The 21,481-nt window shown below is 62.2% G+C and carries 19 protein-coding genes; 11 read left to right on the top strand and 8 right to left on the bottom strand.

Features of this window, described 5'->3' with window-relative positions:
- Positions 1-110 precede the first annotated feature (110 nt).
- The 8 genes from A9D60_RS01935 (at position 111) to A9D60_RS01900 (ending at position 8,927) form a co-directional block, all read left to right on the top strand.
- Positions 111-896, top strand: a complete 786-nt coding sequence (locus A9D60_RS01935; RefSeq protein WP_065266029.1) for an N-formylglutamate amidohydrolase — start codon at positions 111-113, stop codon at positions 894-896.
- Entirely contained in the window at positions 889-1,485 is a 597-nt protein-coding gene (locus A9D60_RS01930) for a TRAP transporter small permease subunit (protein ID WP_065266028.1), read from the top strand. Before A9D60_RS01935 ends, A9D60_RS01930 begins: the two co-directional genes overlap by 8 nt.
- A complete protein-coding gene (locus tag A9D60_RS01925) occupies positions 1,485-2,987 on the top strand; it encodes a TRAP transporter large permease (protein WP_065266027.1) in 1,503 nt (500 codons plus the stop codon). Before A9D60_RS01930 ends, A9D60_RS01925 begins: the two co-directional genes overlap by 1 nt.
- Complete coding sequence (locus A9D60_RS01920; RefSeq protein WP_254656603.1) at positions 2,977-3,711, top strand: DUF4336 domain-containing protein; 735 nt, start codon at positions 2,977-2,979, stop codon at positions 3,709-3,711. Before A9D60_RS01925 ends, A9D60_RS01920 begins: the two co-directional genes overlap by 11 nt.
- Positions 3,712-3,738: 27 nt before the next feature.
- Complete coding sequence (locus tag A9D60_RS01915; RefSeq protein WP_065266025.1) at positions 3,739-4,773, top strand: TRAP transporter substrate-binding protein; 1,035 nt, start codon at positions 3,739-3,741, stop codon at positions 4,771-4,773.
- A 116-nt stretch (positions 4,774-4,889) separates the two neighbouring features.
- Positions 4,890-6,242 carry a glutamine synthetase family protein gene (locus A9D60_RS01910; RefSeq protein WP_065266024.1) on the top strand — a complete coding sequence of 451 codons (1,353 nt, stop codon included), beginning with the start codon at positions 4,890-4,892 and terminating at the stop codon, positions 6,240-6,242.
- Positions 6,243-6,334: 92 nt separating this feature from the next.
- Positions 6,335-7,717: an aldehyde dehydrogenase family protein gene (locus A9D60_RS01905; protein ID WP_065266070.1), complete on the top strand. Its 1,383-nt coding sequence runs from the start codon at positions 6,335-6,337 to the stop codon at positions 7,715-7,717.
- A 64-nt stretch (positions 7,718-7,781) separates the two neighbouring features.
- On the top strand, positions 7,782-8,927 hold the full coding sequence (locus A9D60_RS01900) for an iron-containing alcohol dehydrogenase (RefSeq protein WP_065266023.1): 1,146 nt from the start codon (positions 7,782-7,784) through the stop codon (positions 8,925-8,927).
- A 68-nt stretch (positions 8,928-8,995) separates the two neighbouring features.
- Here A9D60_RS01900 and A9D60_RS01895 read toward each other — a convergent pair whose 3' ends face one another.
- Complete coding sequence (locus A9D60_RS01895) at positions 8,996-9,211, bottom strand: hypothetical protein (protein WP_065266022.1); 216 nt, start codon at positions 9,209-9,211, stop codon at positions 8,996-8,998.
- A 146-nt stretch (positions 9,212-9,357) separates the two neighbouring features.
- The gene (locus A9D60_RS01890) at positions 9,358-10,362 is read right to left on the bottom strand and encodes a LacI family DNA-binding transcriptional regulator (protein ID WP_065266021.1); all 1,005 of its coding nucleotides are present in this window, start codon (positions 10,360-10,362) and stop codon (positions 9,358-9,360) included.
- Positions 10,363-10,506: 144 nt separating this feature from the next.
- Here A9D60_RS01890 and gap point away from each other — a divergent pair, with 144 nt between their 5' ends.
- Together gap and A9D60_RS01880 are read left to right on the top strand one after the other, a co-directional pair.
- Entirely contained in the window at positions 10,507-11,535 is a 1,029-nt protein-coding gene (gene gap / locus A9D60_RS01885) for a type I glyceraldehyde-3-phosphate dehydrogenase (RefSeq protein ID WP_065266020.1), read from the top strand.
- Positions 11,536-11,770: 235 nt separating this feature from the next.
- Positions 11,771-12,841, top strand: a complete 1,071-nt coding sequence (locus A9D60_RS01880) for an Mrp/NBP35 family ATP-binding protein (protein ID WP_065266019.1) — start codon at positions 11,771-11,773, stop codon at positions 12,839-12,841.
- A gap of 279 nt (positions 12,842-13,120) precedes the next feature.
- Here the strand turns inward: A9D60_RS01880 and A9D60_RS01875 are convergent, their stop codons facing one another.
- The 5 genes from A9D60_RS01875 to phnC form a co-directional block, all read right to left on the bottom strand.
- Positions 13,121-13,735 carry a chloramphenicol acetyltransferase gene (locus A9D60_RS01875; protein ID WP_065266018.1) on the bottom strand — a complete coding sequence of 205 codons (615 nt, stop codon included), beginning with the start codon at positions 13,733-13,735 and terminating at the stop codon, positions 13,121-13,123.
- A 31-nt stretch (positions 13,736-13,766) separates the two neighbouring features.
- Positions 13,767-15,140 (bottom strand): phosphonate ABC transporter, permease protein PhnE, encoded by a 1,374-nt coding sequence (gene phnE / locus A9D60_RS01870; protein WP_065266017.1) that lies wholly within the window; start codon positions 15,138-15,140, stop codon positions 13,767-13,769.
- Positions 15,137-16,006 carry a phosphonate ABC transporter, permease protein PhnE gene (phnE, locus tag A9D60_RS01865; protein ID WP_065266016.1) on the bottom strand — a complete coding sequence of 290 codons (870 nt, stop codon included), beginning with the start codon at positions 16,004-16,006 and terminating at the stop codon, positions 15,137-15,139. Before phnE (A9D60_RS01865) ends, phnE (A9D60_RS01870) begins: the two co-directional genes overlap by 4 nt.
- 115 nt (positions 16,007-16,121) lie before the next feature.
- Positions 16,122-17,024: a phosphonate ABC transporter substrate-binding protein gene (gene phnD / locus A9D60_RS01860; RefSeq protein ID WP_065266015.1), complete on the bottom strand. Its 903-nt coding sequence runs from the start codon at positions 17,022-17,024 to the stop codon at positions 16,122-16,124.
- 65 nt (positions 17,025-17,089) lie between these two features.
- A complete protein-coding gene (gene phnC, locus A9D60_RS01855; protein WP_065266014.1) occupies positions 17,090-17,908 on the bottom strand; it encodes a phosphonate ABC transporter ATP-binding protein in 819 nt (272 codons plus the stop codon).
- A 215-nt stretch (positions 17,909-18,123) separates the two neighbouring features.
- Here phnC and rpe point away from each other — a divergent pair, with 215 nt between their 5' ends.
- On the top strand, positions 18,124-18,813 hold the full coding sequence (gene rpe / locus A9D60_RS01850; protein WP_065266069.1) for a ribulose-phosphate 3-epimerase: 690 nt from the start codon (positions 18,124-18,126) through the stop codon (positions 18,811-18,813).
- A 198-nt stretch (positions 18,814-19,011) separates the two neighbouring features.
- On the opposite strand, the gene A9D60_RS01845 is transcribed toward rpe, so the two are convergent.
- Positions 19,012-21,102: a 3-hydroxyacyl-CoA dehydrogenase NAD-binding domain-containing protein gene (locus A9D60_RS01845; RefSeq protein ID WP_065266013.1), complete on the bottom strand. Its 2,091-nt coding sequence runs from the start codon at positions 21,100-21,102 to the stop codon at positions 19,012-19,014.
- Positions 21,103-21,481: the final 379 nt, after the last annotated feature.

Here is a 21,481-nt window from a genome sequence, read left to right as displayed (position 1 = left end):
CGGCCTGAAAAGAAAGTTTCAGGAATCCCTGTCCGGAACCGATCATGAAAAGATATTGACACAAATATCTCTTCATGGAAACATTTTTCCAACTCAATGGGAGGCAGCACATGCACGAGAGCGATTCTCACGCTCAGGGGGATGCGGTGGAAGTGGTGAACCGTAACGGCACCAGCCCGGTCCTGCTGCTGTGTGAGCATGCCTCCAGTAGCATTCCGGCCAGATACAACGGGCTGGGCCTGCGCGACGCAGACCGGCTGAGCCATGCCGCCTGGGATCCCGGCGCCAGGGCCGTGGCTCTCCACATGTCCAAGGCAATGGACGCCCCTTTGATCGCCAGCACCGTGTCGCGGCTGGTCTACGACTGCAACCGCCCGCCAGAAGCCGCCAGTGCCATGCCGGAGAAATCCGAGCTGGTGGTCGTTCCCGGCAACAAGGGACTGACCGCAGAACAACGCCAGGAGCGGGTTGAAACGGTTTATGATCCCTTCTGCGCCACCGTTTCTGATGTGATCAAAGCCCGCAAGGAAGCCGGGCTGCAGACCATGCTGGTCACAATGCACAGCTTCACCCCGGTCTATTTCGGCCAGCAACGCGGAGTCGAGATCGGCATCCTGCATGACGCAGACAGCAGGCTGGCAGACGCGATGCTGGCACAATCCCCTGCCCTGGCGCACCGCCGGGTGGAGCGCAACGAGCCCTATGGCCCGGCTGACGGTGTCACGCACTCCTTGAAAATTCATGGGCTGGCGCACGGGCTGGCCAATGTGATGATCGAAATCCGAAATGATCTGGTGACAACGCCAGAAGAAGAAGAGGCCATGGCAGAAGAAATGCTGGCATTGCTGCGTCCGGCCCTGGCCGCGCTGGCGGCAGAGGGAGGGTCAGATGCCTAAGATAATCCGGGCTTATGTCCGCGGCATCGACGCGATGAACCGCGCAATCGGCCGCTTTGCCATGTATCTGATCTTTGCCCTGATCGGGGTGCTGCTGTGGTCCTCGGCATCCAAGACGTTCTTCAATCCGTCGCACTGGACGCTGGAGACCGCACAGTTCGTGATGGTCGCCTATTATGTTCTGGGCGGCCCTTACTCGATGCAACTGGGATCAAACGTGCGGATGGACCTGTTCTATGGCGCTTGGTCGACGAAAACCAAGGCGCTGGTGGATGCCTTCACCGTGCTGTTCTTGATGACATATCTTGTGATCCTGATGTACGGCGCCCTCAGCTCCACCGCCTATAGCCTCGGCTATTTCGGGCTGGAGCCGCTACAGTTCTTCTGGGACCTGCTGAAAACGCTGCTGAGCGAAGGCCCTGCCGCCGCAGGTGAAAAGCTCGGCTACCTGGAGCGCAGCTCCACCGCCTGGCGGCCGTTCCTGTGGCCCGTCAAAACCATCCTCTGCTTCGGCGTCTTTCTGATGCTGCTGCAATGCCTTGCCGAACTGTTCCGGGATATCGGACGCCTGCGCGGAGTTGAAATCTGATGTCCTACGAATGGATCGCCATCGTGATGTTTGCCGGCATGATGCTCATGCTGATGACCGGCCAGAGGGTATTTGGCGCCATCGGCTTTGTCGGCGCGGTTGCCGGCATGCTGCTGTGGGGCACCGGCGGGGTGGAAATCCCCTTCTCCGCCGCCATGAAGCTGATGAAATGGTATCCGCTGCTGACGCTGCCGATGTTCATCTTCATGGGCTACGTGCTGTCGGAGTCGAAGATCGCCGACGACCTCTACCGGATGTTCCACGTGTGGATGGGGCCGGTGAAGGGCGGTTTGGCGATCGGCACCATCGGCCTGATGGTTCTGATTTCAGCGATGAACGGCCTGTCGGTGGCGGGCATGGCCATCGGCGCAACCATTGCCCTGCCCGAACTGCTGCGCCGCGGTTACGACAAAATTCTGGTGACCGGCACCATTCAGGCAGGCTCCTCGCTGGGCATTCTGGTGCCGCCCTCGGTGGTGCTGGTGCTCTATGCGATGATCGCGCGCCAGCCGGTGGGGCAGCTGTGGCTGGCTGGTGTGATCCCCGGCCTGCTGATGGCCACCATGTTCATCATCTACATCTATGTCCGCGCCCGGATGCAGCCGAACCTCGGCCCCGCAATGCACCCGGAGGATCTGGCCGAGTATGAGCAGATCACCGACCACCCGCTGCGCCTTAATTACATCACCATTGGCACGCTGGTGCTGGTGCCGCTGCTGATCCTGACGGGTGCGATGGAAACCAAAGCCGCACTTGGCGTAGCACTGGCCCTTGGCCTGCTGTCCTTCCTGACCCGCAAGAACGCTATGTTCTACAAGGACGTGTTCATGAAGGAGAAGTACCGCCTGCTGTTCTCCGGCGTGCTGCCCCTGGCGATCTTCGCCGCGATGATGGTGCCCTTCGTGAACGGCTGGACCTCTCTGGTGGAAAGCTCTGCCATCGGTGCGATGACCGCCTTTCTCGCCGCTGTGCTGAAGGGCCGCATGAACAAGGACGTGTTCGAAACCTCGGTGCGCTCGACCCTCGGCATCTCCTGCATGTTCATGTGGATCATCCTGGCGGCGCTGGCCTTTGGCGCGATCTTCGACGGCTTGGGCGCGGTAAAGGCGATCGAGGATCTGTTCACCACCAAGCTAGGCCTTTCCCCCTGGATGATCCTGATCCTGATGCAGCTGAGCTTCATCGTGATGGGCACCTTTCTGGATGACACCGCGATGCTGGTGATCGTGGCCCCGCTCTATGTACCGCTGGTTGGGGCGCTTGGCTTTGATCTGATCTGGTACGGGGTGCTTTACACCATCACCACCCAGATCGCCTATATGACGCCGCCCTTCGGCTACAACCTGTTCCTGATGCGCGCGATGGCACCGCCGGAGATCGGACTGAAGGACATCTATGTCTCGATCATTCCCTTTGCCGCGGTGATGGTGCTGGCGCTCGCCCTGATCATGATGTTCCCGCAAATCGCCCTGTGGCTGCCGGAGTATGTCTATGGAAAATAAGCCCATCCTGCAGACTCTGGGGCCAGACATCTGGATCGTGGACGGACCGCCGATTGAATTCTACAAGATCCCCTTCCAGACCCGCATGACCGTGATCCGGCTGCAGAACGGCGATCTGTTCCTGCACTCACCGATCCAGTACAATCCGGAACTGGCCAAGGCACTGGAGGCGTTGGGGCGCATCCGCCACCTGGTCTCCCCGAACTGGATTCACTACGCCTACATCGCGGAATGGGCTGACGCCTATCCGGAGGCCATCGCCTGGGCCTCGCCCAACGTGCGCGAACGGGCCCGGAAACAGGCCGTTGACGTCCGCTTTGACCGTGATCTGCAGGACAATGCAGAACCGGAATGGGAAGACGACCTTGAACAGCTGATCGTCCACGGCAGCAAAGTGCACACAGAGGTGGTATTCTTCCACAAGCGCTCGAGTGTGCTGGTGCTGACCGACCTGATCGAAAACATGCCCAGCAAGACGCTGCCGCTTTGGATCAGGCCGCTGGCTTGGGCCGCAGGCATCCTGGCGCCTAACGGCAAGATGCCAATCGACATTTGGTTCTCCTTCTCCGGCAACCGGGACAAGCTTCGCAAAGCCCTGACCCGGATGCTGGAATGGAAACCGGAAACCGTCGTGCTCGCGCATGGCGATATCCTTCGCGAGAATGCACCGCAACGGCTCCGTGAAGGGTTCAGAAACCTGGCGCCCTGCGGGCACGGGCATTGATTTAAATTCAACAGAGGAGAGGAAGACATGACAACAAGACGTAAGTTTTTGCAGTCCGCAGGCGTTGGCGCCATGGCGGCACCGCTGGCCACCCCGGCACTGGCCCAGTCCACCATCAAGTGGCGGATGCAGACTTATGCCGGTGCGGCGCTGGCCGAACATGTGGTGAAACCTGCCATCGACATGTTCAACAAGATCGCTGGCGACCGGATGCAAATCGAGCTTTACTACGCCGATCAGCTGGTCCCCACCGGTGAACTGTTCCGCGCTATGCAGCGCGGCACCATCGACGCGGTGCAGTCGGATGATGACTCGATGGCTTCGCCCACCGAGGTCACCGTGTTCGGCGGCTACTTCCCCTTTGCCTCGCGCTACTCGCTGGACGTCCCGGTGCTGTTCAACCAGTACGGCCTGAACGAGATCTGGGACGAAGAGTATTCCAAGGTCGGCGTCAAGCACATCTCGGCCGGCGCCTGGGACCCCTGCCACTTTGCCACCAAGGACCCGATTAATTCGCTGGAGGACCTCAAAGGCAAGCGCGTCTTCACCTTCCCGACCGCGGGGCGCTTCCTGGCTCAGTTCGGCGTGGTGCCTGTCACCCTGCCCTGGGAAGACATCGAGGTCGCGGTGCAGACCGGCGAGCTGGACGGCATCGCCTGGTCCGGCATCACAGAAGACTACACCGTCGGCTGGGCTGACGTGACCGACTACTTCCTGACCAATAACATCTCCGGTGCCTGGGCGGGGTCGTTCTTTGCCAACCAGGGCCGCTGGAACGAACTGCCTGAAGACCTGCAGACCCTGTTCCGCGTCTGCTGCGACCAGTCGCATTACTACCGCCAGTGGTGGTACTGGGGCGGCGAAGCGTCCCTGCGTGTGAACGGCGACAAGATGAAGCTGACAACCATTCCGGACAACGAATGGCAGCAGGTCGAAGACGCGGCGGTGAAATTCTGGGATGAAATCGCAGCCGAGTCTGAGACCAAGGCGAAGGTTGTGGAGATCTTCAAGAAGTATAACGCTGACATGCAGAAGGCCGGCCGCCCTTACCGCTACGGCTGAGGCTTGCGCTGAAACACGGGATTTGGCCTGCGCCGCAGCGGGCCAAATTCCTTACTCAAGGAATTTGCCAAAACTTTTGAGGAAAAGTTTTGCGCGCAACAGACAAAGGGCCGCTCATGCTCTCCTTCGACACTCTTAAGGACCAGGTTGCCGATGGCGCCGTTGACACCGTTCTGGTCTGCCTTGTGGACATGCAGGGCCGCCTGATGGGCAAGCGCTTCCATGCCAAGCATTTCGTGAACGGCGCCTGGGAGGAAACCCATTGCTGCAACTACCTGCTGGCCACTGACTTGGCGATGGCGACGCCGGACGGCTATGCCTCGACCAGCTGGGAGCGGGGTTACGGCGACTACGTGATGAAGCCCGACCTCTCCACCCTGCGCCCGGTGCCGTGGCTGGAGGGCACCGTGATGGTGCTGTGCGACGTGCTGGATCACCACACCCATGAAGAAGTCTCCCACTCCCCCCGCGCGATCCTGAAGAAGCAGGTGAACCGGCTGAAGGCGATGGGCTACGACGCCATGTGCGCCACCGAGCTGGAGTTTTTCCTCTTCGCCAGGAGCTTTGACGAGATCCGCCGCTCGGGTTTCCGCGACCTGGAGCCGATCTCCGGCTACAACGAGGATTACAACATCCTGCAGACCACCCGCGAGGAGCATGTGATGCGCCCGATCCGCAACCACCTGTGGGATGCGGGCCTGCCGATCGAGAACTCCAAGGGTGAGGCGGAGACCGGCCAGGAGGAGCTGAACATCAAATATGCAGCGGCGATGGACACGGCAGAGTTCCACACCATTGCCAAGCACGCGATCAAGGAAATCGCCGAGCAACAGGGCCATGCGGTGACCTTCCTGCCGAAGTGGAGCCACGACAAGGTCGGCTCCTCCTCCCATGTGCATCAGTCACTGTGGCAGGACGGCAAGCCCGCGTTCTTTGACGAGAGCGACGAGCTGGGCATGTCCGCGCTGATGAAGAACTATATGGCGGGCCTGCTGAAATACGCGCCCGACTACACCGCGTTCATGGCGCCCTATATCAACAGCTACAAACGGTTTATGAAGGGCACCTTTGCGCCGACCCGGATCATCTGGTCGGTGGACAACCGCACTGCGGGCTACCGGCTCTGCGGCGACGGCACCAAGGCGATCCGCGTAGAATGCCGCATTCCGGGCTCCGACATGAACCCCTATCTGGCAATGGCAGGCATGCTGGCCGCAGGCATTGCGGGCATCGAAGAAGGGCTGGAATTGCAAGCCCCCACCCGGGGCGATGTTTATCAGGGCGACACCGGCATGATCCCGGGCACCCTGCGCGATGCGGCAGCTACACTGAACGGCTCGGCGATGCTGCGCAAGGCCCTTGGCGATGATGTGGTGGATCACTACGTCCGCGCGGCGGAAGTGGAGATCGAGGATTTCGACCGGGTGGTCACCGACTACGAGATCGCCCGAGGGTTCGAGCGGGCCTGATCCGGAGAACACCGGGGCCAGCCCCCGGACCCCTGGAGTATTTTCGGAAAGATGAAGAGGGCTTTGGCCCTTTCTGAATGGAGTGAATGGCAATGGGCCAGGTATTGAAATGCATCTCGCCGATCGACGGATCGGTCTTTGCGGAACGCGCGGTGCTGTCGCGCGAGGACGCCTTCACGGCGGCAGAACGGGCGCGGTCAGCGCAAGCAGCCTGGGCGGCCCGGCCGCTTCAGGAGCGCATTGATCTGGTGAAGGCGGGCGTGGCCGCTGTCGGTGCGATGAATGATGAGATTGTGCCGGAACTCGCGCATATGATGGGCCGCCCGGTGCGCTATGGCGGCGAATTCGGCGGCTTCAATGAACGTGCAGGCCACATGGCGAAGATCGCTGCAGAGTCGCTTGCGGACATTGAGGTCGGCGAGGACGCAACCTTCAAACGCTACATCAAGCGTATCCCCCATGGCGTGGTCTTTGTGGCCGCCCCGTGGAACTACCCCTATATGACCGCGATCAACACCGTGGCACCTGCCCTGATTGCCGGCAATACCGTGGTGCTGAAGCACGCGACCCAGACGCTGCTGGTGGGTGAGCGGATGGCGCAGGCATTCCATTCGGCGGGCATTCCCGCAGATGTGTTCCAGAATGTCTTTCTGGATCACGATACCACCTCGGAACTGATCGCTGCCAAGGCGTTCAACTTCGTGAACTTCACAGGCTCGGTGGGCGGCGGCCAGGCGATGGAACGCGCGGCAGCCGGCACCTTCACCGGCGTCGGCACCGAGCTGGGCGGCAAAGACCCCGGCTATGTCATGGAAGACGCCGATCTGGACGCGGCGGTGGACACGCTGATCGACGGCGCCATGTTCAACTCCGGTCAGTGCTGCTGCGGCATCGAGCGGATCTACGTGCATGAGAGCCTGTTTGATGCCTTCCTGGAGAAGGCCATTGCCATCGTGAAGGGCTACAAGCTCGGCAACCCGCTGGAGGCTGAAACCACCATCGGCCCTATGGCCAACGTGCGCTTTGCCAGCGAGGTGCGCGGCCAGATTGCCGAGGCGGTCGAGGCCGGCGCCGTGGCCCATATCGAAACCTTTGCCGAAGATGACGGCGGCGCCTACCTGACGCCGCAGATCCTGACAAATGTCACCCACGATATGCGGGTGATGCGCGAGGAAAGCTTTGGCCCGGTTGTCGGCATCATGAAGGTCTCCTCCGATGAGGAAGCCATCCGGCTCATGAATGACAGCGACTTTGGCCTTACCGCTTCGCTCTGGACCCGCGATGTGGAGCGGGCGCAAGCCGTGGGCGATCAGATCGAGACCGGCACCGTCTTCTTGAACCGCGCCGATTACCTGGACCCCGGCCTCTGCTGGACCGGCTGCAAGGACACCGGCCGCGGCGGCGGCCTCTCGGTCATCGGCTATCACAATCTGACCCGTCCGAAATCCTATCACCTGAAAAAGGTCACCGGCTGACGGACGGCCCCGCCCGCCCCGTTTCTCCTCCCGGGGCGGGCCACTTGCATCAAAGGAACACATCATGTCTCTCGTTGGAAACTGGTCCTACCCGACCGCAATCAAGTTCGGCGCAGGCCGGATCAAGGAACTGGCGGATGCCTGTGCCGCCGCTGGCATCAAGAAGCCGCTGCTGGTCACCGACAAGGGACTGGCCGATCTGCCGGTCACGCAAAGCACCCTCGACATCATGGAGGCCGCTGGCCTCGGCCGCGGCATGTTCTCCGAGGTCGATCCGAACCCGAATGAGAAGAACCTGGACGCCGGCGTCGCCGCCTACAGGGCTGGCGGCCATGACGGGGTGATCGCCTTCGGCGGCGGCTCCGGCCTGGATCTGGGCAAGATGGTGGCCTTCATGGCGGGCCAGGCCCGGCCCGTTTGGGACTTTGAGGACATCGGCGACTGGTGGACACGCGCCGATGCCGACGCCATTGCACCGATTATCGCAGTGCCGACCACCGCTGGCACGGGTTCCGAAGTGGGTCGCGCCTCTGTGATCACCGACAGCGTCACCCACCAGAAGAAGATCATCTTGCACCCCAAGGTGCTGCCCGCAGTGGTTATCTGCGATCCCGAGCTGACGGTCGGCATGCCCAAGTTCATCACCGCTGGCACCGGGCTCGATGCCTTTGCCCACTGCGTCGAAGCGTTTTCGAGCCCGCATTACCACCCGATGTCCCAGGGCATCGCGCTGGAGGGCATGCGGCTGGTGAAGGATTATCTGCCGCGCGCCTACGCTGACGGCACCGACATCGAGGCCCGCGCCCAGATGATGTCGGCGGCCGCGATGGGCGCCACTGCCTTCCAGAAGGGCCTCGGCGCCATGCACGCCATGAGCCATCCGATCGGCGCGCATTTCAATACCCACCACGGCACCACCAACGCAGTCTGCATGCCCAGCGTGCTTGAGTTCAATGCCCCGGTGATTGCGGACCGTTTCAACATGGCAGCGGCTTACTTGGGCATTGAAGGCGGCTTCGACGGCTTCCGCAGCTATGTGCAAGATTTGAACGACAGCCTTGGCATCCCGCGCGGGCTGGGCGAACTGGGTGTCACCGCCGATGCGATCCCTGAGCTGGTCAAGGGCGCCATAATTGACCCTTCCTGCGGCGGCAACCCCATTGAGCTGACCGAGGAGAACCTTGCCCAGCTGTTCCAGGCCGCAATGTAAGAATTCTCGGTTCACACATTACAGCGCTCTCCGTCCAGCGGGGAGCGCTTTCTTCGTTTAGCAAGATGTCAGCCGCTGACGTAAACCTTGTCTTTGGGGTAGTAGAAAATCTTCTGATTGTGGAGCTGCCCCAGCAGTGCGTGGACCCGGCGCAAGGTTTCCGCATCAGCGCTGCCTGCCGCTGGGTGGGTTTCCGACAGAGTGTCCCTTGTGTGGCGCAATGAGGTTTCGATCAGGTCCATATCCTCAACCGAAAGCTCGAACATGTCATTGTACTTGGGCATCTGCACTCCTTTACCGGGCCAACCCGCGCTGAACTGGAACCATACCCGCAGGTTGCCCCGGCCAGCCGGTCAAAGCCAGAAAAATCGCCTATGTTTGCTGCTGGGGCGGTTGCCTGACTGTCGCAGCAGTAAGCCGTTACGCCGGGCTAGAGCGTTTCTCCAAGGCTGATCGCGGGTGTCAAACGGTCGAAAACCAGCCCCTCTGCTCCGCCGGTTTCCCGTGATTTCAGGATGATCCGCGCCGCACGCTCTCCGATTTCATGGCGGCAGGCATCCGTGGTCGCCAGTTGCAGCGGCAAGCCCTGCAGGATTTGCAGGTTGTTGAATCCCGCCAAAGCGATATCGCCGGGCACCGACAGTCCCGCGGCCAAGCAATGCATCAGCCCGCCCACGCTCATCACGTCGCTTGAATAATAGATGCAATCAAGATGAGGGTTGCGCGCAAGCATCTGTGACGTCAGCTGACGGCCGGTCTGGATCGAACTTTCGCCGGAGTAATGCTCCAAATCGGCAAGTGTCACGCTCTGCGCCGCCAGCCCGTCCGTGAAACCGTCAAAGCGCTTCCGCGCGCGGAAATCCTGCGGCATCTTGGTGCCGATGAAACCGATATTCCGGTAGCCGCGGGCAAGGATCTGCTCTGCCATGCCGCGGCCGGCCTGCAGATGCGAGATGCCGACGCAATGGCGTACGGGGTCGCCATCGACATCCATCACCTCAACCACAGGGCAATCGGCCTGCTGCAGCATCCGCCGGGTAACCTCGGTATGCTCCAGCCCGGCGACAATCAGGCCAGAGGGCCGCCAACTGAGCATTTCGCGGATGACGCTCTCCTCTTCCTCCAGATCATAGCCCGACACCCCGACCACCGGCTTCAAGGGGCTTTCTTTCAAGACGGCGGAAATCCCGGAGAGAACCTCCGGGAAGACAAAGCTGTTGAGCGACGGCACCACCACTGCCACCAGATTGACCGATTGCGAGGACAGGGAACCGGCAATCCGGTTTGGCACATAGCCGTGGGTCCTGGCGATTTCCTCAATCTTTGCCTTGGTCTTGGCAGAAACATCCGGCGCCCCGCGCAAGGCACGGGACGCGGTCATTTCACTGACACCGGCCAGTTTGGCCACGTCTTTCAGAAGCAGTTTCTTGGTCATACCACCATGCTCCTGCAGATCGCGGGCCGCCGCAAGGGCAGCTCTGCCGGCAAGGGGCTTGATTTTTGTACTCGTTATCGTTATCGGTATCGCAACCGTTATCGCTACCGGATCAAATTCCGGTACACCAGCCGGAGATCAGGGATGACACTGAAGATTGCAATCAACGGATTCGGGCGGATTGGCCGCGGGGTGCTGCGGGCGCTGCTGGAAAGCGAAGCCAAGGATATCGAGGTGGTGGCCATCAACGACCTGTCGCCGCCGGAAACGCTGGTTCACCTGCTGAAATATGACAGCGTGCACGGACGCCTTAAGACGCCCGTTTTTCTGGCAGATGACCTGATCCGCGTCGGTCATCACAGCATCCGTCTGAGCGCCGTCCGCAACCCGGAAGATTTGCCCTGGCAGGATGTGGACATCGCCTATGAATGCACCGGCCTGTTCACCGCCCGCGAGGAGGCCGCGCGGCATCTGAAGAATGGCTCCAAGCGGGTTCTGATCTCCGCCCCTGGCAAGGATGCCGACCGCACCGTGGTCTTTGGCGTCAACCACATGGACCTGACGCCGGAGGACGTGATTGTCTCCAACGCCTCCTGCACCACCAATTGCCTGGCGCCGCTGGCCAAGGTGCTGGATGAGGCCTTTGGCATCAAGACCGGCTACATGACCACGATCCACGCCTACACCGGCGACCAGCCAACCCATGACACCAGCCACAAGGACCTCTACCGTGCCCGCGCGGCTTCGCTGTCGATGATCCCCACATCCACCGGTGCGGCGCGGGCAATCTCCGAGGTGCTGCCGCATCTGAAGGGCCGGCTGGAAGGCTCAGCGATCCGGGTGCCCACCGCCAATGTCTCCATGGTGGACCTGAGCTTTGTGCCGGAACGCCCTGCCACGGTTGAAGCGGTCAATGCTGCGGTCAAGGCGGCGGCAGGGAACGGGCTGGAGGGTATCCTGTCTTACGAGGAGGACCCGCTGGTCTCTGTCGATTTCAACCATGACCCGCATTCCAGCTGCTTCGCCGCAGCGCAAACCGCTGTCACCGCCGAGGGGCTGGTTCGGGTGGTCAGCTGGTATGACAACGAATGGGGTTTCTCCAACCGCATGGTGGACACCGGCCGCCGCATCGGCGCGGTGATGAACGCCGCCGAGGTGGCCTTGGCCAGCTGACGGGATCCTCCCGCCCGTCCTCGGCCCGATGGGCCTCCTCCCGTTGGGCCCGGCGCCGCGCTGATGCGCGGCGCTGCTGCGTTTGCCGACAAGTGTCCGGTCTTGAACAAGGCCAGCCTGCAGAAAAGCTGACTCCAGGATGTTCTAAATCAAACTCCTCGCTCTGTACGGCTGGTATGAGCCGCTGATTTGGGCCAGAACAGGCGCAAGGTATGACCAGCTACAGGAGACCGGCGTGACCGTCACCCGTGAAACCGTCCTTGAGGCGCTCAAGAACATCACCGACCCCGTCAGCGGCAGCGACATCGTCAGCGCAGGCATTGCCCGTGCCGTTACCGTCGAGGGCAGCGCCGTCCGCTTTGTACTGGAAATCGACCCCGGCAAGTCCGAGGCCTACGGCCCGGTGCGCGACCAGGCGGACGCGGCCGTGGCGGCGCTGACGGGGGTGGAAAAAGTGTCAGCTATGCTGACCGCCCATTCGGAGAAAGCGCCACCGGATCTTAAGCCCAAGAAAGCCGCTCAGCCACAGCAGCAGGCGCCGCAGAAAGTTCCCGGCGTTGCGCGGATCCTGGCCGTGGCCTCGGGCAAGGGCGGGGTCGGGAAATCCACGGTGTCCGCCAATATCGCCTGCGCGCTGGCGATGCAGGGGCGCAAGGTCGGCCTGCTGGATGCCGACGTCTATGGCCCTTCACAGCCCAAGATGCTGGGCGTCAGCGGCCGCCCCGCCAGCCCTGACGGCAAGACAATCCTGCCCCTGCGCAACCACGGCGTCACCATGATGTCGATGGGGCTGATGACCGGCGAAGACCAGGCGGTGATCTGGCGCGGCCCGATGCTGATGGGCGCGCTGCAGCAGATGCTGTTGCAGGTGCAATGGGGCGACCTGGACGTGCTGATCGTCGACCTGCCGCCCGGCACCGGCGATGTGCAGATGACCCTGGCCCAGAAGACCCATGTGGACGGTGCCATTGTGGTCTCCACCCCGCAGGACGTGGCGCTGATCGATGCGCGCAAAGGCATCGACATGTTCCGCAAGATGAACGTTCCGGTGCTGGGCATGATCGAGAACATGTCCACCCACATTTGCTCCAACTGCGGCCATGAGGAGCATGTCTTCGGCCATGGCGGCGTGGCCCAGGAAGCCAGGAAACTCGACGTGCCGCTGCTGGGCGAGGTGCCGCTGCACCTGGACGTGCGGCTGGCTGGCGACAACGGCACGCCCATCGTGGCTGCCAAGCCTGGCAGTGCCCAGGCCAAGGTGTTCCTCGACATCGCCACCCAACTGGTCGACGCAGGCGCCGCCTGACCCCTGACAGCCCCGGGTCAAGCGCCGCAAGGCGGTGGCACGTTGCGCCGTTTACCTTTGAGGCGGGGATGACAGACCGCAGAAGCTGGAACGCGCTTGACGGGCTGAATTGCCCCTCAAGCGCGTTCCAGAAATGAGAACCGGAGAAGAAATGGTCCGGACGATCATTTGAGGTTCGAACGGGCGGAGCCCTACTGCGCCGCGCAGCGGCGCCACGCCCAACGGTGACACACATTTTGTGAATGTGCTAGAACAGGCGGGAGCTGCCCGCCCGCCGGATCAGGAATACTTCTCCACGAACTCTTCGGCCCTCAGGCTGCGGAAGTCTGGCAGCGCAGTCCGCAAGGTCTCGTGGTCCCAGTCCCACCACGCTAGTTCCATCATCTGCTCGGCTACTGCCTCAGGATAGCGGCGGCGGATCACCCTGGCGGTATTGCCGCCAACAATGGTGTAGGGCGCCACATCCTTTGTCACAATCGTGCCTGAGGCCACGACAGCGCCATGCCCGATGTTCACCTCCGGCTTGATCATCGCCCCATGGCCGATCCAGGTGTCATGGCCGATGCTGGCAGTTCGCCCGGCGCGCCGGGCAAACCACTCCGCGTCATCCTCCGCGTCATCCCAGTAGCTTGCCGAACGGTAGAGGAAGTGGTGCAGAGACGCTTTCTCCATCGGGTGGTCGGAGGCGCCGATCCGCACGAAGCTGGCAATATTGGCAAACTTGCCGACCTCCGCATTGGCAATGTCACAACTCCGGTCGCAATAGCTGTAGTCGCCAACCACTGCGTTCGCCACCCGGCTGCCGGCGCCGATTTCGACATAGGCACCGAAACGGCTGCCAGTGATCGTGCAATCCGGGTGGATGAACGGCTCTTCAGCCAGCAATCGTGCCATTGTCAGTCCTCGACAGGAAGCCGGGGCAAGGTCAAGGCAGCAGGAACGCCCCGCCCTCTTCCGGCCTCCGCCGCTTGCGCTTGGCCTTACCGCCCTCGCCCTTGATCAGGCGGCGGCGCAGCCAGCCGGAGAACCAGTCCATCAGCATCACCATCAGGATGATCAAAGTGATGTAATAAGCCACTTCCTCCCAATCCTTCTGGGTGATGATCGCCTGTGTCAGCAACAGGCCGATGCCGCCGCCGGTGATCGCGCCGATGATGGTGGCAGAACGGGTGTTCGATTCCAGGAAATACAGCAGCTGGCTCAGCAGCACCGGCGTGATCTGCGGGATCACCCCGAAGCGGTAGCGCTGCACAGGCTTGGCTCCGGTTGAGGCCACGCCCTCGATCTGCTTCTGGTCGACGTTCTCCAGTGCCTCGGAGAAGATCTTACCGAAAGTGCCGGTATCCGTCACCAGGATCGCCAGCGCGCCGGTCAGCGGACCGGGGCCAAAGGCCCGCGCCAGCACCACTGTCCAGATCAGCGAGTCGACCCCGCGCACAAAGTCGAAGAAGCGGCGCATGGCAAAGCGGATGCTGCGCAGGGGCATGAAATTGCGGGTCGCCAGAAAGGCCAGCGGCAGCGCGATGATGCCGGCGCCGATGGTGCCGAGGAAGGCCATCAGCAGGGTCTCAGCTATGGCCCAGGCCACGACCTGATGGCGCCACATCTTGTTGGTCCAGAACTCCTGGAAGATCGCACCGCCCTCTCCAGTGGCAGCGCGCTGCATCAGCTCCCCTGCCCCCATGCCGTAATACGGGCTGTCGAGGGTGAAGAAGAACAGCTCCCAGCCTGCGAAATAGCGGAAAACTTCCGCCCGGTTGCGGGTCACGGTCAGGCGGCCGGCCTCTGTTGTAACGGCCAGGCGGTTCTTCGAAACACTGATCCACTCCGGCACATCACCGGCAGGCAATTCCGCTTGCACGCCCGCGCTGCGGCTCGGGGTGGCCCGTACGGTGCCATAGCCTGGGATCTCGTATGCGATGATCTCTGGACCAAATGTGACTGTGTGCCCGTCTTCCAGATCAATCACCGTGGTCTCGCCCAAGGCCACCCAGTCCGGCGACATGCCGTCGGGATAGGCCCCCTTGCGCTCGCCCTCGATGGCCACCGACACCTCACCGCTGCGGTTGTCGCGGGTGACATGGGTCTTGTAGCTGTAGCTGTCGCTCACCAGTGTTTTGGCGTTGTCCAGGCTGGCACGCTCCCACAGTCCCGGCATGTCGAAGACCACAAAAACATAGGCGAGATAGGCCAGCACCGCGGCGGGCAGGGCAAAATTCATCAGCCGCTTTTTCAGAAACAGCCGCGAGATGTCCGACTTCAGATCTGCCGGCGTAAGGGTGGTGTCAAAAGTGGTCATGCCTTCGCTCCATGGGTCAGGCGGTCACGCAATAGGCCGGACAGCTGGTCAACGGCCACGATAGTGACAAAGAGAAGCAGGAAAATCGCGGCGGCTTCGTCATAGCGCCCCTGCCCCCAGGACATGGCGTTCTTCAGCTCGTAGCCAATGCCGCCCGCACCAACGAAGCCGAGGATGGCAGAAGCGCGGATGTTGATTTCAAAACGCAGCAGCGCATAGCTCACATAGTTCGGACCGACCTGCGGGATCACTCCCAGCGTCATACGCTGCGCCCAAGTGGCGCCTACGGAGGTCAGCCCCTCGACCGGTTTCAGCGAGGCGTTTTCGTTCACCTCGGAAAACAGCTTGCCCAGCGCGCCGGCTGTGTGGATGGCAATGGCAATCATGGCTGGCACCGGCCCGCCGCCCAGCACAAAGATCAGCACCAGCGCGATAACAATTTCCGGTATGGCCCGGCAGATGTCGCTGATGCGGCGGAACACCGGGATCAGCATAGGCCAAGGCGCCATGCCCCGGGTGGCCAACAGCGACAGCAGCGTGCCGAACACAGCCCCCACCAAAGTCGAGGCGGCGGCGATGTTCAATGTCTCCACCAGCGCGGGAAAGAAATGCACCAGATGCCCCGGAAGCTGGGCAGCCTTTTCGACGGCTTCCGCAAGAACCTCGGACGGGTAATCAAAGATGCGGGTGAACCCGTCGGCAAAGGAGCCTGCATTGCGCGCGTCCGCAGTGCGGAACCCCGCGGCCATCAGCGCCACAAAAACCGCCAGAAGGATACCGCCATAGAGCCGCTTGCGCTGGGTATGGGCGGTGTAGTGCTGCCGGATGTCCTCGATGCCCGGCCGGGCGGCTGTCAAATCTGCCATTTGGGGATCCTGATCTTCTAGGGATGGGGGATACTGGGTCCATCCAGGAAATTGCGGGGCTCCAAGACCGGCCCGGAACCCCGCAGAGCACAGTAAAATACGTGCTGGGCTGAAATTACTGGGACTTCAGCTTGCGGGCTTCGATGATCACCTCATAGGCTTCATGGGTGATCGGATCGAAACTCTTGGCCTCACCTGCCGCAACACCATAAAAGCAATCGCGGTCAATTTCGCTGAGGTTGTCCATCAGTGCGGTCATCTTGGCTTTAACGTCTGCCGGCAGAGCCTTGCGCAGAACCACCGGGCCTTCCGGGATCGGGGCGGATTTCCAGATTTCCACCATGTCGTTCATGTCGACCAGACCTGCATCCACGGCACGGCGCAGCGCGCCGGACTGGTAGCCGTCTTCCCATTCGCCCAGACCGTCGGCCCAGGTCACGCCGCCGTCCACGTCGCCGTTGGCAACCGCGACAATGGTCTGCTCGTGGCCGCCGGTGAACTTCACTTCACCGAAGTAGTCGCCAGAGTCCATGGAGGCATTGATCTTGTTCGGGATCTCGATCGACGGGATCAGGTAGCCCGAGGTGGAGTTCGGATCGCCGAATCCGAAGGTCTTGCCTTTCAGATCTTCCAGCGAGGTGATGCCGCTGTCCTTGCGGGCAAAGCCAACCGAGTAATAGCCGTAGCCGCCGTCGGTGTTCACCTTGACCAGAACCGGCTCAACCGCTTCGGGGTCGGACAGATAGGTCTTGGCATAGCCGGACGCGCCCAGCCATGCCATGTCGATGGTGCCGCCCAGCAGGCCCTGGATCACGCCGTTGTAGTCAGCAGGCGCAAACAGCTTGGTTTCAACACCCAGTTCTTTCTCGGTGTATTCGCGCAGGCACTCGTTGTTGTTCAGGCGGTCCTGAGCGTTCTCTCCACCCAGGATGCCAATGCGGAATTCCTTGATCTCTTCTGCCGCAACAGGGGCGGTCAGCGCGGTGGTTGCCAGAACGGCAGCAATCAGTTTCTTCATCTCATGTCTCTCCGGTTGGGTCCCGGCAGAGCAGCCCGCCGGGTCGATGAATTCAGGGTCACGGGTTATTCAGCGGGAATGGCGGCGCGCATCGCGTCCGTCTTTTCCAGCGTTTCGATCTCGGTCGAGGTGGCCGCTTCGGAGAATTCCTCTCCAGCGCCGTAGATCTCGCGGGCGACGCCGGTGGTCAGCTGTTCCGGCAGCCCGTCAAAGACGATGCGCCCGTCGCGCATGCCGACGACCCGGTCGCAGTAGCGGCGCGCTGTGTCCAGCGTGTGCAGGTTGGCAATGACTGTGCGGCCGTCTTCCTCATGAATGCGGCGCAGCGCCTCCATCACGGTCTGGGCGTTCATCGGGTCGAGCGAGGCAATCGGCTCATCCGCCAGGATGATTTTCGGATCCTGCATCAGCGCCCTTGCAATCGCCACCCGCTGCTGCTGGCCGCCCGACAGCGCCTCGGCCCGCTTGGCCGCGTGTTCGGCAATGCCGAGCCGGTCCAGAATGTCGATCGCCGTGTGAATATCCGCCATCGGATAGAGGTTGAACAGCGTTGCCACCGCATTGCGGCGGTTCAATGTGCCGTGCAGAACATTGGACACCACGTCCATCCGCGGCACTAGGTTGAATTGCTGGAAGATCATCGCGCATTCGGACTGCCAGGCCCGCTTGTCTTTGCCTTTCAGCCCGGTGACTTCGCGCCCCTCAAACAGGATACGGCCGCCGCTGGCGTCCTCCAGCCGGTTCAGCATCCGCAGCAGGGTGGATTTGCCTGCGCCGGAACGGCCGATGATGCCGATCATGCAGGGCTTGTCGATGTCCAGCGTGGCGGTATCCACCGCAATCTTATCGCCGAAGCGTTTAGTCAGTTTGTCAATGCGCAGCACCGGGGCGCTCCCTTCTCGTTCCGGGATTGCCTATCGGCCCTGCTCAAAGCTCATGTGTCACTGCCGTGAAAGTTTTGTGACGCGGCCCGGCGCAACCCGGAGGCGCAGTGCCCAAGGAAACGGACCCGATGCTTAATCTGCCCCTGTGCACAGCGGGCCGGACGGTCTATACGGCCTTCGACTCCTCAATTCCCTTTGCAAAAGGAAGCTGCCAGATGTCCTTTGACCGCAACATCAAGATCGCGCCCTCCATCCTGTCTGCCGATTTCGCCAATTTCGGCCAGGAGATCCAGGCGATCGAAACCCAAGGCGCCGACTGGGTGCATGTGGATGTTATGGACGGGCATTTCGTGCCGAACCTCACCTTCGGCCCGCAGGCGGTGAAGGCGTTCCGCCCGCATGTGAAGACAGTGATGGACGTGCACCTGATGATCGCGCCGGTCGATCCCTACATCGATGCCTATGCCGATGCCGGTGCCGACGTGCTGACCGCGCATTTCGAGGCAGGCCCGCACATCCACCGCACCCTGCAGGCGATCCGCGGCGCGGGCATGAAGGCAGGCGTGGCGCTGAATCCCGGCACCCCGGCCGAGGCGGTTGAGCACCTGCTGGACCTCACTGACCTCGTTTGCGTCATGACCGTGAACCCCGGCTTCGGCGGCCAGAAGTTCATCGACATGACCGCCAAGATCCGCCGCCTGCGGTCAATGATCGGCGACCGCCCGGTTCATATCGAGATCGACGGCGGTGTCGACCCAACCACCGCGCCGCTGGTGGCCGAAGCCGGCGCCGATGTGCTGGTCGCAGGCTCCGCGGTATTCAAGGGCGGATCTGTGAACAATCCGGAAGTATACGGCGAGAACATCCGCAAGATCCGTTCCGCCACTGAAGGCACCTGGGCCTGAGGCAACTCGGCCTAAGGCACGGGGAACTCCCGTCAATCGCCAGGCGCATCCTGAATGCGCCGCTCTTGTTGGGCCAAGCGCCGCGCGTTCCGCGCGGCGCTATTTTCGTAATACGGCCAGCGTTTCCGCGCCCGGCCCGGTACCGCCGGGCCCCGCCCCGATGGCCCTCGACGGGCCGGAGGGGCGCGGCAGGCTTGCCTAGACGCCTTTGTTCAGGTCGTCGAAGGTTTTGCGCTCAGCCACCAGCTGCTCCAGCAGCGGCGCCGGCTGCCAGAAGAAACTGTCCTCTTCCGCATAGGCCTTGATATCGGTCAGGATGCCGTCCAGCCCCTGCAGATCGGCCCATTTCAGCGGCCCGCCCCAGAAGCGCGGGAATCCGTAGCCGAACAGCATCACCATATCCACATCCAGCGGGCGCCGGGCGATGCCCTCGCCCACTACCTTGGCGGCCTCGTTGACCATGGCGCACATGTAGCGGCGCAGGACCTCCGCGTCTGAGAAATCCCGCGGGGCCACGCCCTGCTGCTCCTGGTCTTTGGCAATCAGCTCCGCCACCTCCGGGTTCGGTACACCGCCCCGCTTGCCTTCCTCGTAGACATAAAAGCCCTTGCCGGTCTTCTGGCCGAAATCGCCGCCCTCACAGAGCATCTCGTAGAACCGCGGCACCCGTTCGCGCGGATCCCGCGTCGGCGCACGGCGCTTGCGGGCGGCCCAGTTGATGTCCAGCCCCGCCAGATCGCCCATGGCAAACGGCCCCATCGGGAAACCGAACCCGGTCACCGCCTTGTCCACCTGATAGGGCGAAGCGCCATCCAGCACCACATATTCCGCCGCCTTGCGGTAGGCGTTCATGATCCGGTTGCCGATGAACCCGTCGCAGATGCCGGACCGCACCGCCACCTTCTTCAGCCGCTTGCCGAGGGCAAAGCCGGTGGCCAGAACCTCCGGCGCGGTCTTTTCCGCGACCACAACCTCCAGCAGCTTCATCACATGCGCGGGCGAGAAGAAATGCAGTCCGATCACATCCTGCGGGCGGGAGGTTGCTGCGGCGATCTCATCCACATCCAGATAAGACGTATTGGTCGCCAGCACCGCCCCCTGCTTGCAGTGGGCGTCGAGCTTGCCAAAGACCTCGCGCTTGACGCCCATGTCCTCAAACACGGCCTCGACCACCAGATCCACCTGTTCCAGTGCCGCGTAATCCGTGGACACTGTCAGCGCCTCACCGGTCAGCCGATCAAATTGCGCCTGGGTAATTTTGCCCCGTTTCAGGGCACCTTGCAGGTTGCCCTCGATCCGGCCGCGCGCGGCGGCAACACCCTCATCAGTCATCTCGATCAGAACCACCGGCAACCCGGCCAGCAGCGCCGCGGTGGCGATGCCCGCACCCATAGTGCCGCCGCCGATCACCCCCATTGCGGCAACCTCGCGGGGTTCGATACCTTCCAGCTCCGGCAGCTTGCTGACCGCACGTTCCGAGAAGAAGGCGTGGATCAGCCCCTGCCGCTGATCCGATTCCATCAGTTCTGTGAACAGCGCGCGCTCGCGCTTAAGGCCGGCTTCAAAGCTCTCCGCCTCAGCCGCGGCCTGTACCGCGCGCACGGCTGTTGCCGGAGACAACTGGCCGCGGCCTTTCTTCAACGTCGCTTCATAGACCGCGTCAAAATCCACGGCTTCCGGAGCAGGCATTTCCCCGACCGCCCGGCGCTGCGCGCCCGCATCCAGCAGCTCCTGCGTATAGACGAGGCCGATCTCGCGCGGCTCGCCCTCTTCGATGCGGTCGATGATGCCCTTGTCCAGCGCCTCAGCCGCGCCGAAGTGGCGGCCCGAGGTGATCATCTCCAGCGCCGCCTCGGTCCCCGCCAGCCGCGGCAGCCGCTGGGTGCCGCCCGCCCCGGGCAGGATGCCCAGGTTGACCTCAGGCAACCCCATCTTCGCTGAAGGCACTGCAATCCGGTAATGCGAGGACAAGGCCACCTCCAGCCCGCCGCCCAGCGCCGTGCCGTGCATGGCAGACACGACGATCAGCGGCGAGGCCTCTATCCGGCTGCACAGGCCCGGCAGATAGGGTTCCTGCGGCGGTCTGCCGAATTCGTGGATATCGGCACCGGCGAAATAGGTTTTATCATCACCGTAAATCAGCACCGCCTTTGCGCCCTCTTCTTCGGCGCGCTCGACTCCGGTTAGCAGCCCTTTGCGCACATCAATGCCCAGCGCATTCACAGGCGGGTTCTGCGCCTTCAAAACGGCAATATCGCCCACGCGCTCATATGCAATGGCTTCACTCATCCGGTTTTCCTCTCTCTTCCGCGGCGGCAGTGCCTGCGCCCGGCTCCCAACAGATTAGGCACAGCACCTGGACCGGCGCCAAGCCCCAATGGCGGCCGAAGGCCAGCAAACCCCGCGTCGCGGCGCTCAGTTGCCCAGCGGCCTGTTACGCTGGCAGTTGCGTAACAGAATCTGAAAGAAATGAAAACTTTTTGAAACATATTATCCAGCAGTCCAGGCTTCTGCCGCGGCGCACCCGGATTCCTGGCTTGGCTATCCGCCTCGCGCCTTGCAGCCCTAATCACTGCCGCCGCCAAACTGTTGCCTTGCGGCCCCCTCGCTCGTCACGGCCCAGCCCAACTCGTCGGTTCATTAAATGAACCATTGGTTTATTTTATTG

This window comes from Leisingera sp. JC1 (assembly GCF_001679925.1).
In the GTDB taxonomy this organism is placed as follows: Bacteria; Pseudomonadota; Alphaproteobacteria; order Rhodobacterales; family Rhodobacteraceae; genus Leisingera.
Note: the sequence above shows the minus strand (reverse complement) of the source record. Positions and strands in the feature narration are given on the sequence as shown.

Excerpts from the sequence above, each read along its gene's own strand:
- A9D60_RS01890 (WP_065266021.1), bottom strand. The coding sequence starts at position 10,362 with ATGACCAAGAAACTGCTTCTGAAAGACGTGGCCAAACTGGCCGGTGTC.
- rpe (WP_065266069.1), top strand. The coding sequence starts at position 18,124 with ATGTCCTTTGACCGCAACATCAAGATCGCGCCCTCCATCCTGTCTGCC.
- A9D60_RS01900 (WP_065266023.1), top strand. The coding sequence starts at position 7,782 with ATGTCTCTCGTTGGAAACTGGTCCTACCCGACCGCAATCAAGTTCGGC.
- A9D60_RS01920 (WP_254656603.1), top strand. The coding sequence starts at position 2,977 with ATGGAAAATAAGCCCATCCTGCAGACTCTGGGGCCAGACATCTGGATC.
- A9D60_RS01905 (WP_065266070.1), top strand. The coding sequence starts at position 6,335 with ATGGGCCAGGTATTGAAATGCATCTCGCCGATCGACGGATCGGTCTTT.
- phnE (WP_065266017.1), bottom strand. The coding sequence starts at position 15,140 with ATGACCACTTTTGACACCACCCTTACGCCGGCAGATCTGAAGTCGGAC.
- phnE (WP_065266016.1), bottom strand. The coding sequence starts at position 16,006 with ATGGCAGATTTGACAGCCGCCCGGCCGGGCATCGAGGACATCCGGCAG.
- A9D60_RS01875 (WP_065266018.1), bottom strand. The coding sequence starts at position 13,735 with ATGGCACGATTGCTGGCTGAAGAGCCGTTCATCCACCCGGATTGCACG.
- A9D60_RS01925 (WP_065266027.1), top strand. The coding sequence starts at position 1,485 with ATGTCCTACGAATGGATCGCCATCGTGATGTTTGCCGGCATGATGCTC.
- A9D60_RS01930 (WP_065266028.1), top strand. The coding sequence starts at position 889 with ATGCCTAAGATAATCCGGGCTTATGTCCGCGGCATCGACGCGATGAAC.
- A9D60_RS01895 (WP_065266022.1), bottom strand. The coding sequence starts at position 9,211 with ATGCCCAAGTACAATGACATGTTCGAGCTTTCGGTTGAGGATATGGAC.
- A9D60_RS01915 (WP_065266025.1), top strand. The coding sequence starts at position 3,739 with ATGACAACAAGACGTAAGTTTTTGCAGTCCGCAGGCGTTGGCGCCATG.
- A9D60_RS01935 (WP_065266029.1), top strand. The coding sequence starts at position 111 with ATGCACGAGAGCGATTCTCACGCTCAGGGGGATGCGGTGGAAGTGGTG.
- A9D60_RS01910 (WP_065266024.1), top strand. The coding sequence starts at position 4,890 with ATGCTCTCCTTCGACACTCTTAAGGACCAGGTTGCCGATGGCGCCGTT.
- A9D60_RS01845 (WP_065266013.1), bottom strand. The coding sequence starts at position 21,102 with ATGAGTGAAGCCATTGCATATGAGCGCGTGGGCGATATTGCCGTTTTG.
- phnD (WP_065266015.1), bottom strand. The coding sequence starts at position 17,024 with ATGAAGAAACTGATTGCTGCCGTTCTGGCAACCACCGCGCTGACCGCC.
- gap (WP_065266020.1), top strand. The coding sequence starts at position 10,507 with ATGACACTGAAGATTGCAATCAACGGATTCGGGCGGATTGGCCGCGGG.